Genomic DNA, 12,590 nt, shown 5'->3' on the forward strand with positions numbered 1-12,590 from the left:
GTAGCACAGACCATGCCGGTGACGGACGCCTAAGCACGACGGTACAGGTTCAGCCCGTCATTTTCATGATCATGAATCTACTTGCCGATTCAATCTTCGTCAATCCGTGTTAATTTTCTTGTTTTCTCAGCTACTTGTTCCGGATCAACGTCAACCCTTGCAACACCCGTCTCCATCGCAGCCTTTGCAACACTGGATGCAACAAGAGGAGCGACTCGCGGATCAAACGCGGCAGGGATGACATAATCTTCATTTAGTTCTTCTTCGGTAATCAGTGAGGCAATTGCTTCCGCTGCGGCAACCTTCATCGGTTCATTGATTCTAGTTGCCCTAACGTCCAATGCTCCTCTGAAAATGCCGGGGAATGCCAGCACATTATTAACCTGATTAGGAAAATCCGATCGGCCGGTTCCAATCACTTTCACGCCCACTTCTTTTGCATCACTCGGCATGATTTCAGGGTCCGGATTCGCCATCGCAAAGATAATTGGATCATCACTCATTTTTTGAACCATTTCTTTGGTCAGTAGGCCGCCAACAGATACACCGATGAATGCATCCGCATCTTCTAATATATCTCCCAGCTGCCCTTCTTGCTTATCCTTGTTAGTCATTTGGGCAACTTCTTCTTTAACCTCATTCATGCCGTACGACCGACCTTCAAATATGGCGCCTTTTGAATCACACATAATTATATCGCGAACGCCGAAATTGTACAGTAATTTTATTATTGCTATCCCTGCTGCACCTGCACCATTTGCCACTACTTTAATATCCGAGAAAGATTTGCCGGACAGCTTTAAAGCATTGATTAAGCCTGCTACAGTTACAATAGCCGTACCATGTTGATCATCGTGAAAAATAGGAATATTGGTCTCCTTCTTCAGCCGCTCCTCGATCACAAAGCAATCAGGAGCTGCAATGTCCTCTAGGTTAACGCCACCAAATGTAGGTTCCATCATTTTGACAGTCTGGACAATCGCCTCCACATCATAAGAGTCCAGACAAACTGGAAAAGAGTCCACTCCGGAGAAATTCTTGAATAATACTGCCTTGCCTTCCATTACGGGCAATGCGGCTTCTGGTCCGATATTACCAAGGCCAAGAACCGCTGACCCATTACTGACAACAGCAACCGTATTCCCTTTCATCGTAAAGTCATACACCATTTCTTTACGATCGTGGATTTCCTTACAAGGTTCAGCAACACCTGGAGAATAGGCGAGGCTTAAATCTTTCGCATTCTTCACCTGAACTTTAGATTCAGTGGAAAGTTTTCCTTTATTTACTTTGTGCATGTGTAAAGCTTCATCCCGCAAGTTTGACAAATCGCTCACTCCTTTATGTTGTAGGAAATGCAAAAAACGAAAAGGTGGTCTGACCACTTATCGCCTTTATTATAACAGATGGCACATTTGTGTAAAGAATTAAGCAAATGATCCTGCATAGATTTCTAGACACCGATCAATCTACTGCACGAATTAGTATGTGCTTGTATCTCCTAGGTTATTTGGAGTTTTTCAGTTCGTCCAGCACCACATTATTGATTCCAAAGTAATCACGGAAAAGCTTTAAGCAACGATCCGCAGGGTTTATCCAATAGTTTGGTGCCAGTCGATAAGTTGTTTTATCTTTCTCATGATAAATAATAATTGGTGTATTTCCTGGAAATTCATTTGTAATGTTTCGGATTTTCTCTAGCGTACCAGTGCCATTATCTTCCGTCAATTTAATGAACAAACATGTTGATTGTTTATTTTCCCATTCCGCTTGTTCAAACAACTGGATATCATTCATAATCCACTGCAACTGATTGTTCCGGCTTTCTACCTTTCCACTGAATGCAATTATTATTTCCTCCGACAGCCAGCGGTTAACACTCCGGTATACATCTGGAAAAATAACAGCTTCCATGTCGTCTGTTTCATCCCCAACCGTTAAGAAAGCCATCGGATCACCCCGTTTGGTGCGAATGACTTTAATAGCCTGAACTACAGCCGTACTGTACAGATTGCGTGTACCTGTCAATTGTTTGGCTTTTGAAATGGAAACATATCCGTGCTGCTGCAGTATACGTCGGTACTTTTTGAGTGGATGGCTGGAAATATAGAACCCTGTCAGATCTTTTTCATCCTGCAACTTTTTCATCACACTGAAATCTTCAATCTCAACATATGATTCTTCTAGGTGCAGACCATCCTGAAAAAGACTTGATTGATCGTTAAACTCTTTAAACAATTCCCCTTGTTCCAATGCATGATCAATAGATGCAAGTAAACTGGCTCGGTTATCATGCAATTCATCAAATGCACCCACTATGACCAGTGCCTCCAATGTTTGCCTGCCTACAGCCTTTTGTGATACGCGCAAACAAAAATCGAACAGACTCTTGAAATTACCGTTTTTCCTAACTTGAATAATTTCTTTAATTGCTTGATTTCCAATGCCCTTGACGGATAAAAAACCAAGCCGAATATCAGATGTTTCCACCGCGTATTTCCCGAAACTTCTGTTGATCGATGGCGGCAACAATGATATACCGAGTGTTTTTAGCTCTTTCCTATACATATTCACCTTGTCCGGCTGGCCAGCTGCAGCAGTCAATAATTCTGCAAAGAAACCTACTGGATAATGTGCTTTCAAATACGCGAGTTGATAGGAAATCCTGCTATAAGCAACAGCATGGCTCCGGTTAAATCCATAATTGGAAAATTGCACAATCCATTCAAATATTTCCTCTGCGATTTGCTTCGGATACCCATTATCTTGACACCCCAGTATAAAGGCTGCTCGCTGCTCGTCCATCAGCTGTTGTTTTTTCTTGCTAACAGCACGTCGCAGTATATCAGCCTGCCCCATCGAAAAACCGGCAATTTGATGAGCGATTTGCATGATTTGTTCCTGATAAATAAGCACACCATATGTCTTGTTAAGAATCGGCTCGAGGTCGGGATGTGGATATGTAACTTGTTCTCTGCCATGCTTACGTTCAATATAAATTGGTATCTGTTCCATCGGGCCGGGCCGATATAATGCGTTGACCGCCACAATATCTTCAAAAACTGTCGGCAAGAGCTGTCTAAGCACCTGCTTCATTCCCTTGGACTCCAATTGAAATATGCCATTCGTCCTGCCCTGCTGCAATAGTGCATATGTTTGCCGATCTGCCCTAGGTATATTCGCCAAGGTTATTTTGTCCCCGGTTGTATAACGGATGGTCTGCAATATTCGCTCCATCAATGTTAGATTCCGCAACCCGAGGAAGTCCATTTTCAAGAGTCCAATCGCTTCCAAATCATTCATGTCGTATTGCGTTAGCTGTGTCTGGTTGGTACCCACTGTTAATGGAACAGTTTCAACCAACGGCTTATCACTTATGACAACACCGGCTGCATGGGTGGACAGATGTTTCGGAATCCCTTCTAGTTTTACTGCAACAGCAAATAGTGCCTTTAGTTTTTCCGATTGTTTAATATACTCCTGCAAATCTTTTGAACCCTTTACATAGTCAACTATTGAATGTTTAGCCTGAGCAGGTATCGCTTGTAGAATGAAACGGGCGTCTTGTCTGTCAACATCCATTGTTTTGATAAGTTCCCTCACCAACGACCTCGCTGAAAAGGTACCAAACGTGACAATTTGTGCAACATGGTCATTTCCATACTTCATGCGAACATAGTCAATCACTTCATCGCGCCGATGATCCGAAAAGTCGATATCAATATCAGGCATCGACGTTCGCTCCGGGTTAAGAAAACGTTCAAACAATAAATCATTTTCAAGTGGATCGATTTCTGTAATCCCAAGAACATAAGCAACGAGTGAGCCTGCTGCAGACCCGCGCCCCGGTCCAACTAGAATCCCTTGTTTTTTTGCATAAGCAATAAATCCCATACAATCAAAAAGTAATCACTAAATTGCATAGATTGAATGACTTCCAGTTCATACGTTAGGCGCTTTGTTATTTCCGCTGTTACATCATCATAAATTCGCTGCACATTTTCCCGACAAATCATCTCAAGGTATGTATGCGCATCCATCTGTTCAGGTACTGGATATGACGGAAGCATTCTTTTGGTAAAATCAAATGTTATATCACATTTTTTAACAATTTGCTCTGTAGCCTGAACCGCGTTAGCCCAATAACTGCCAAACAACTGCTCCATTTCTGCTTTTGGACGTAAATAACGGTTCTTGACCGCTGAATCCGTTATTTTTAGTGGCCACTTTTTTCCACTCTTCATAAATCGCAAACAATCATATGCTATATCATCTTTTTCATTTAGGTACCTGACATCATTAACTAATACTGTCGGTATTTCATAGAGATCTTGAAAAGCGCGTACAGATTGATTTAATTTTCGTTCCCTATCAAGGCCATGATCCTGTATGCCCAAATAAAAATCACCCCAGCTGAACATATACCGCAATGTATCAAGATGTTCTTTCACGCTGTCATACGTCTCATCCAATAACAGTGTCTCTGTTTTGGCGTCCGTTGCCATCAGGATACAGATCAAATCGCTGCTAAGTGATTCTAAACGGTCTTTTGTTATGCCATTTTCCTGTGCATTCTGGATATCAGTGCTAATTTTAACAAGGTTCTTGTATCCATGACTGTTCTTCGCTAAAAGAATGCAATCATCAGTGTTGTCATCTTTATAAACAACCGTAACATACATCCCAATGATAGGTTTTATTCCATTTCGCTTACATGCCTTATAGAAAGGGATAGCACCATATAGAACATGTTCATCTGTTAATGCCAACGCATCAAATTGCAGTTCCCGCGCTTTCTCAACCAGCTTATCAATGGCTATTGTGCTTTGCATGAAACTGTATCCGCTACGTACTTGCAAATGCGTAAAAGACATACTATCCCACCTTTTAAAAACTCGGTACCCCAGCAGCTCTTAACACAATATAGGCAATTATTCGCTCCTCACTATTTTCCCTTGTCAAAGTGCATGTAACTTGCCCACAAGAGCTAGGGTAAAACGATTCCTGCCAATGTTCTTTCTATTATACCGAAGATATCTATTGACTGCATGCGTTACGGCTGATTCCACCTGTCTCTAACATATCTCGTCCATCACTAACATAAAATAAATCAGCATGGACATAAGGGGCCTAAATAATGGAAGAACGTTTTATAGCTCAATTCATACATTGTTTTTTTATAGCTTTCGGTGTCGTTATAGGCGGTACAGTGATTGGAAGTATTGGTGCTTTCGCCACTGGAGATGCTCCCTTCACCCAAATGAACCGGATTTCAAAAAGTATCAGGATCTGGGCAATTGTTGCTGCAATCGGTGGAACGTTTGACGCCATTGCCAATTTTGAAAAGGGAATTCTGGATGGTTCTACCTATGACCTGTTTAAACAGATCATGCTTATTCTATCTGCAATGGGTGGTGTGAAAACGGCACTGCTGATTATAGGTTGGGTAATACAGGAGGATGTCGGATAATGCATATTCCACCGTATTACAAAAAATCAACATGGCAGCGATTTTTGGCGGGGGCATTCGCCGGGGCAATCATTGCGTATTTAATTTTTGTATATATGTTTGGGTCAATGTATGGAGATATGCTTGAGGAAAATCGTGAACTGAAATCAGAGGTGACAGAGCTAAAGAATAGAAATGAAGCATTGCTTGATGATAACAAGGATTTAGATAAAAAAACGAAAGAAGAAGCCAAAGTTGAAACGATTGAAATAACAGTTATCAACCCGAATGACCTCCCAGACAGACTTATCATACATGAACTGGAAAATTTAATAAAGGATGAGATTGATCATATTGTCGGAAAAAAAGTCTCTCTCATTTCTGAGAGCTATGAACTGATGACATCAACAATTGAAAATAAGGATTTCACAATCGATGACTTTGACATTCAAGTAACCATAAAAAAACTAGTCATCACAAAAGCCGTTGAGTTATCTGTCAAAGCTGAAGTTTACAGTGGAACTTAAACACTGAATTAGGTGTGAAAGTTTTATGAACAATACGTCAGAAAGTGGTAACAATTTGTATTGTAAATTATAATATAAAAGGAAACCTTACATTTTTATAAAATCTTCGGGAAGGGGTTGGATTAATATGCTTGTAATCAATCGGCGCCGGTTACGAGATGTAAAGATTGCCCAGTTGAAGGAAGGTAAAATTGCGTACGCTGAATCTGCAGAGTTAATCCGACTTATAAAACGCAGCATTGAACGTGAAAATCTGCATGTATACTATGATGAAACCAACACCGGGTGCTGGTTTACCCCAATACCCACAACTAAAAGTTCTTGAATATTCCATAAAAGAGCTATGCTCCTACATTATAAGGAACATAGCTCTTTTTTTCACCCCATTAATCCTCATAGGCCGTACATACACTGTCCAAATCCCGGACAACCTCTTTCATTTCTGCCCATGTACCGATGGATGCTCCAGCTGCCATCGGATGTCCGCCACCATTGTACTTCGCGGCAATGTCATTAATAACAGGACCTTTGGAACGTAGACGAACACGTATCAACTCGTCCTCCTCAATAAAAAATACCCATGCTTTCATTCCTTCGATGTCACCTAACACACCAACAAGCTGACCCGTTTCCATTGGACTCACGCCATAACTTTCCAGCAGCTCCTTTGTCAATACCACTGTACTCATTCCTGATTCCGTTTGTTCAAAATTTTGCAGGATATACCCCCGAAGTCTGGCCATGTTGTCTTTCATACGATAAATCCCATCATAAAGACTCGAACGATCAAAGTTATAAGCGACAAGTTCAGCCGCATGCTGGAAGGTCTTTTTGGTACTACTTGGGAACAAGAATCTCCCCGTATCACCGACAATTCCAGCATAAAGAAGTCGGGCAGCTTCATCATTCAGCTTAAAGCCTTGATTCTTGCCAAGTAGGTATAAATCATAAATCATTTCACTCGTTGAACTCGATGAGATATCCACCCACGCGACATCACCATATGCATCTACTTCCGGGTGATGATCAATTTTAATTAACTGCTGGCCGTAATGAAATCGCTTATCGCTAATACGCTCAGTATTTGCGGTGTCACACACAATAACCAGGGCGTTTTGATACGCCTCATCAGGAACATCATCCATATCTGCCAAAAAGCTTAAAGACGGGTCTTCTTCTCCAGTGATGTATACATGTTTTTCTGGAAACGATTGGGTAATCATTTCTTTTAAACCTGCTTGGGAACCGTATGCATCAGGATCCGGGCGCATATGCCTATGAATGATAACTGTTTCGTATACCTTAATTGACTGAATAATTGATTGTATATTTTGCATCTTATTCTCCTTAATTTTATTATATTTTTCACTTTCCTAATGTGTCAAAACAAGCTACAATTAATGTAGTGAAGAAATGTATAATCCTGCTGTACGATTCACACCCTCATATACTGAAATAACTGTGGCCAAATGCAGTATCATTATCATTTCGCTGAAGCTTATTTTAGACACTTAGGAGTAGATGTTATGATTATTTTCCCGATTATTATTGTACTCGCCGCCGTTTTCTGGGTTTATTACAAAGTAGCTATCCTTAAAAGTGATGACGGTCTAATGCAAGCTTATTTTAACGCAAAATCCCGGATATGTCTTGGGTTGTTCATTTTCTTTTACGGAATGAATCAATATATGTATTATGAAACCCGTTTTTCACTTTTTATAGGCATTGTTTTCCTGATTTTTGGCGGTTTACAACTGTACGTCGGAATGAAAGAAACAAAGCACTACCGAAATGAATGGAAACGACTGCATGCATGAAGTGACATCATTTACAAATAGAAGAAAGTTCATGTCTTTGGCCAGTTAATGGCTACTTGCATGAACTTCCCCTCTTACCTATCAATTAATTGTGCCATAAGTAGTCCTTTTCCAACCATCTTTTTCCCGTTAAATACTTCCACGTCCATCTTGGCATAAATGCGGCCTGCTTCCAATAATTTTGGCTTTATGACCAGATTGCTGTCGATTTGAACAGGTTTTAAATAATAAACGGTCAAATTTTCGACGACAAGATCACCTTTTTTATAGTAGTTTAACACGCGGCTGCTTGCTTCTGTCATTAGAGCGGTGTAAACACCATTAGACAATGTCCCAAGGTGATTCGTCATTTGTGGTGTTATATGTGCATTAAAAACAGTCTGATCCTCTTCGGATGGTACAAGACTACTGGCAACAATATCATCGATTGTCTGACCTATCTGCGGCTGCCGCTGAATCTGTTGCAAGGCTTTCAATACGTCCTGACGAGAAATAACACCTTTAAGTTTATCTGACACCTCAGCCACAGGGACTACCTCAATCCCTTCCCACACCATCACATGGGCAACATAGGCTAGCGATGTTTTGTCCTGAACAACTATCGGGTCTTTCGTCATAATCTTTTCAACAGGAGTATCCTTATCCTTATCAATGATATCTTTGGCCGTAATTATTCCTACGACACGTTCCTTCTCATCAACAACTGGATACCGGGTATGCGCCGATTGCTCACTTAGTTCATACCATCGTTGCAACTTATCTTTTGCGTAGAGATAATAGGATTTACTGTATGGTGTATAGACATCTTCTACAAGAACTATTTCTTTTTTAATCAGCTGGTCATAAATTGCCCTGTTAATCATTGATGCAACCGTAAAAGTGTCATAACTTGTGGTCATGACCGGGAGTTCCGTTTCATCAGCCAGCCGTTTAATGGTGTCATTCGTATCGAATCCACCGGTTATCAGCACAGCAGCTCCTTCTTTTAACGCCAACTCATGGGCTTCCACTCGGTTACCGACGATTAACAGTGACCCTGCTTCCGTGTACCGCATCATAGCTTCGAGCTGCATGGCTCCAATGACAAATTTATTCAACGTCTTGTGCAGTCCTTGACGGCCACCTAACACCTGTCCATCGACAATTTTGATTACTTCAGCAAACGTCAATTGTTCAAAGTTCTCTTTATTCTTTTGTTCAATCCGGACTGTTCCAACACGCTCGATGGTGCTGACGATTCCCTGATTCTCGGCATCCTTGATGGCGCGGTAGGCTGTCCCTTCACTAACATTTAACGATTTCGCAATGTTTCTGACAGAAATTTTATGTCCAATTTCCAGTGATAAAATATGCTGCAGTATCTGTTCATGTTTCGTTGCCAATTTCCATTTCACCGACTTTCAACTGTACTAGTCATTATCTTCATCTTTTATTATACAGTTGAATCGTTTAAACCTCAATGATTAAGCGTTTTGACGTTGTCTTGTACTCTCCTGTTCCATAACAGGTGGTGAAACCATTTGTAAAAGACTTGCTAAGTTCGATCCGACAACCAATAAGAAGAACCCCAGCCATAAGCCCCAAAAAATAGTCGCCTCGAGAGTTACGACAGTAGGAATGGCAGGCCAGGCAATATATAGAAAAAAGCCAGCTAAAAGTAAACGTAATACAGCATAATGACGCATGCATATCTCCTCCTTTTGCTAGTAATCTATGACAAAAGCAGGCAATCAAGAACTGAATGGATGAAAAATACAGCTTAAGATACTTGAGGGCTTAAAAAATGTCTAGTTTATAAATTAACATACCAATTTATTAAACTCTCTCCGTAAAAATACGTCACAATTGTAGCCAATACTATATACGGACCAAATGGAACAGGTTGTTTACGGTCGATGATTTTAAATAGGAGCAGTACTGCTCCTATAATCGCTCCAATCATACAGGAAAGAAAGAAGGTAAGTAATGTTTTCTTTACCCCAAGCACGATTCCAAGTACACCGAACAGTTTCATATCTCCTGCACCCATGCCTCCATTACTCACAAGAATAATAAGCGCAATTATTGCCAGTCCGACAAAAGCTCCGGTAATGGATGACCACCACGGATCAAGTGGTTGGATAATCCGCATAATAATAAATAAGGGCAAAAAGAATAATAGAATGCTATTTGGAATAAGCATAAAGCTCATATCCGAAATAAATAAAATGACAAGCATGGCCATCAGAAAAATCGCCGTTATAAGCTCTGGTCGAAAGCCGACTTCCGCATAACTGAGTGTAAACAAAACCCCAGTTGCCAATTCAGCAGCAGGATATGTAAAAGCGATGGTCTTCTTACAGTGCCGGCATTGTCCACGTTGAAGCATGTAGGATAAAACAGGAATGAGTTCATACCAAGAAAGTGTACACTGACAGTTCGGACATACAGAACGATCGTTAGTGAAGGGTAGGTGTTGAGGTACGCGTGATCCGACGACATGGAAGAATGAACCGAAGATTAAGCCGAGTAGGAAAAAGCATAATAGCAGAAAAGTATCCATAGTTGTGCTCCTTATCCAAGATTGAAGTGCTAGTAAAACATTTATCATAAGTAGTATTTTCTATATTATAGCATGAACCGGGCAAACATGAGTAACTTTACATTAAGGTGAAGTAAAGTTTGAACCAACTCTTCATCCGCGGATAACCTTTCCGTGTAGGCTATTATTCAAAGTCAACAATCATGTAGAAGACAGGCTAAAAAAACGTGAGCATACCCACTCACGTTTTTCCCTTTATAACTCTATGGAATCACCTATTTTCATCGCTAGCCCATTTCCGGTCTTGACACTGGATGCAAATTTCTCCCCGTCTTGTTCAATTAATGGGAACGTATTATAGTGTACGGGTACAACCTTGTCTGCCTTAATCCAATCGGTCGCCATCAAAGCATCGTCGGGGCCCATCGTGAAATTGTCACCAATCGGAACAAAAGCCAAATCAATGTCATTCATATCTCCAATTAGTTTCAAATCACTGAAAAGACCAGTATCACCCATATGGTAAAGTGTTTTGCCGTCAACTGTCAGCAAAATTCCGGCGGGCATGCCCGTGTAAATGATGGTGCCGTCTTCTTCTGTATAGGAAGAACCATGAAAAGCTTGCGTTAATTTCACTTTACCAAAATCAAATTCGTGCGCACCACCAATATGCATCGGATGCGTGTTGAACCCTTTTCCACCTAAATACTCAGCCAATTCATTTGGCGCAACAATGAGCGCACTATTTCGCTTAGCAATTTCTTCTGTGTCCCCATAATGGTCATTGTGGCCATGTGTCAACAGGATAACATCAGCTTCAACCGATCCCGCATCAAGGTCACATGCATCATTTCCGGAAATAAATGGATCAATTAGAATCTTGTGATTGTTTGTTTCAACACGAACTACGGAATGTCCATGGTAAGATACTTTCATGATTATCGCTCCTTTTAATAATTTATCTCACTTTATGTTTTCGATGGAGACCCCAATAAATCCTTTACCCGATTTGTGTTTTTTCATGCATTCTTTTAATATTTTTCCACTTAATTAAAACACATTTGCTATCTTTTCATTCGTTCCTGACTTCATTCCTGATACAATCAAAATAATACCAACCATTCCCATTACGATTAACGGGAGAATCCAAGCGGCAGTCAAATCGTGCATAAAACCTAACAATATTGGCCCGACCGCTGCGATTAAATAGCCAAACGACTGAGCCATTCCGGACACTTTAGATGCTTCGTGTCCATCGTTGGAACGTAAACTAAAAAACATCATCGACAAACTAAAGGCAGAGCCACAAGCAGCACCAATACTTATAACAGCTACAGTAATCAAGATAGCATTTCCGATTAGAAGTCCACTCGCACCGATGATAACCAATATCCCGGTTATAGCAGCCAACAACCTTTGATTCGTCATCCTCTCCGCAATGACTGGGGTAATAAACGTAAAGGGGATGAAGGCCACTTGCATCAGCGAAAGCATCCATCCTGCTACATCGGATGTATACCCGTTATTGTTCAATATATCCGGGAGCCACGAAATCATCGTAAAAAATACCATTGATTGCGTCCCCATGTAAACGGTAATATACCATGCCAAGGGAGACTTCCATATATTATTTTTTATAGCATGACTAGAAACTTCACTTGTCGGTGATGTTTCTTTTTTCTTAAGCTGCGGAATCCAAACTACTAACGCCACAACCGACAATATCGCCCAGGATGCCAGTGAGCCTTGCCACCCCCAATCGCCAATCCGTGACAGAGGCAAACTTAGACCCGAAGCAAGAGAACCGAAAATATTCATAAATACTGCGTACAATCCTGTGAGTAAGCCGATTTTCAATGGGAATTTCATTTTTATTAAACCTGGCAGCAACACATTTCCAAATCCAATCGCCAACCCCACAACAACTGTACCTGCAATCAAAAACGTAATGCCGGATAACGTACGAATAATCAGCCCAACCGTTAATAATACAAATGAATAAAAAATCGTCCACTCCATGCCGATACGGTTGGCAACGGTGGATGCAAATGGTGATATGATAAAAAATGCTAGCAACGGTAAAGTTGTAAGACTACCTGCCAGCGTATTGCTAATTTCTAAATCATCCCGGATATAGGATAATAAAGAGCCCACCGCGGTTAAAGGTGCCCGCAAATTGGAGGCGATTAATAATATCCCGAGCAATAAGGCCCACCCGGCTATATTATTCTGTTTCTTTATAGGTTTGGTATCTTGTTGCAACATTGTTCCCTCCA

General features: G+C 40.9%; 12 protein-coding genes and 1 pseudogene. 4 read left to right on the forward strand and 9 right to left on the reverse strand.

Annotated elements, in window-relative coordinates; genetic code table 11:
* Nucleotides 1-89: 89 nt before the first annotated feature.
* The 3 genes and pseudogenes from FFL34_RS02820 to dnaE all read right to left on the reverse strand — a co-directional run.
* Nucleotides 90-1,298 (reverse strand): NAD(P)-dependent malic enzyme, encoded by a 1,209-nt coding sequence (locus FFL34_RS02820; protein ID WP_171046429.1) that lies wholly within the window; start codon nt 1,296-1,298, stop codon nt 90-92.
* 208 nt (nt 1,299-1,506) lie between these two features.
* Nucleotides 1,507-1,950: an OB-fold nucleic acid binding domain-containing protein gene (locus tag FFL34_RS19000; RefSeq protein WP_411712841.1), complete on the reverse strand. Its 444-nt coding sequence runs from the start codon at nt 1,948-1,950 to the stop codon at nt 1,507-1,509.
* Nucleotides 1,951-1,956: 6 nt separating this feature from the next.
* Nucleotides 1,957-4,874 (reverse strand): annotated as a pseudogene (gene dnaE, locus FFL34_RS19005) (DNA polymerase III subunit alpha); the annotation flags it as partial.
* Nucleotides 4,875-5,137: 263 nt separating this feature from the next.
* Between dnaE and FFL34_RS02830 the strand changes: the two are divergent.
* The 3 genes from FFL34_RS02830 to FFL34_RS02840 all read left to right on the forward strand — a co-directional run bounded on the left by FFL34_RS02830 (nt 5,138) and on the right by FFL34_RS02840 (nt 6,301).
* Nucleotides 5,138-5,470, forward strand: a complete 333-nt coding sequence (locus tag FFL34_RS02830) for a YtrH family sporulation protein (RefSeq protein WP_138601174.1) — start codon at nt 5,138-5,140, stop codon at nt 5,468-5,470.
* Complete coding sequence (ytrI, locus tag FFL34_RS02835) at nt 5,470-5,976, forward strand: sporulation membrane protein YtrI (RefSeq protein ID WP_138601177.1); 507 nt, start codon at nt 5,470-5,472, stop codon at nt 5,974-5,976. The genes FFL34_RS02830 and ytrI overlap by 1 nt, the downstream gene beginning before the upstream one ends.
* A gap of 127 nt (nt 5,977-6,103) precedes the next feature.
* Nucleotides 6,104-6,301: a hypothetical protein gene (locus FFL34_RS02840; protein ID WP_138601179.1), complete on the forward strand. Its 198-nt coding sequence runs from the start codon at nt 6,104-6,106 to the stop codon at nt 6,299-6,301.
* A 61-nt stretch (nt 6,302-6,362) separates the two neighbouring features.
* Here the strand turns inward: FFL34_RS02840 and FFL34_RS02845 are convergent, their stop codons facing one another.
* Nucleotides 6,363-7,313: a DHH family phosphoesterase gene (locus FFL34_RS02845; protein WP_138601182.1), complete on the reverse strand. Its 951-nt coding sequence runs from the start codon at nt 7,311-7,313 to the stop codon at nt 6,363-6,365.
* Between the two features lie 189 nt (nt 7,314-7,502).
* On the opposite strand from FFL34_RS02845, the gene FFL34_RS02850 reads away from it, so the two are divergent.
* Nucleotides 7,503-7,793, forward strand: coding sequence for a YtpI family protein (locus tag FFL34_RS02850; RefSeq protein WP_138601185.1), 291 nt, complete (start codon nt 7,503-7,505; stop codon nt 7,791-7,793).
* Nucleotides 7,794-7,867: 74 nt separating this feature from the next.
* Here the strand turns inward: FFL34_RS02850 and FFL34_RS02855 are convergent, their stop codons facing one another.
* From FFL34_RS02855 to FFL34_RS02875, 5 genes are all read right to left on the reverse strand, one after another.
* Complete coding sequence (locus tag FFL34_RS02855; RefSeq protein WP_138601188.1) at nt 7,868-9,175, reverse strand: DRTGG domain-containing protein; 1,308 nt, start codon at nt 9,173-9,175, stop codon at nt 7,868-7,870.
* A gap of 81 nt (nt 9,176-9,256) precedes the next feature.
* The gene (locus tag FFL34_RS02860; protein ID WP_138601190.1) at nt 9,257-9,478 is read right to left on the reverse strand and encodes a hypothetical protein; all 222 of its coding nucleotides are present in this window, start codon (nt 9,476-9,478) and stop codon (nt 9,257-9,259) included.
* 107 nt (nt 9,479-9,585) lie between these two features.
* Nucleotides 9,586-10,335, reverse strand: coding sequence for a prepilin peptidase (locus tag FFL34_RS02865; protein ID WP_138601193.1), 750 nt, complete (start codon nt 10,333-10,335; stop codon nt 9,586-9,588).
* 234 nt (nt 10,336-10,569) lie between these two features.
* On the reverse strand, nt 10,570-11,250 hold the full coding sequence (locus FFL34_RS02870; protein ID WP_138601196.1) for a metal-dependent hydrolase: 681 nt from the start codon (nt 11,248-11,250) through the stop codon (nt 10,570-10,572).
* 114 nt (nt 11,251-11,364) lie between these two features.
* Nucleotides 11,365-12,579, reverse strand: a complete 1,215-nt coding sequence (locus FFL34_RS02875) for a CynX/NimT family MFS transporter (protein ID WP_234031411.1) — start codon at nt 12,577-12,579, stop codon at nt 11,365-11,367.
* Between the last annotated feature and the right edge of the window lie 11 nt (nt 12,580-12,590).

This window comes from Lentibacillus cibarius, from assembly GCF_005887555.1.
In the GTDB taxonomy this organism is placed as follows: domain Bacteria; phylum Bacillota; class Bacilli; order Bacillales; family Amphibacillaceae; genus Lentibacillus; species Lentibacillus cibarius.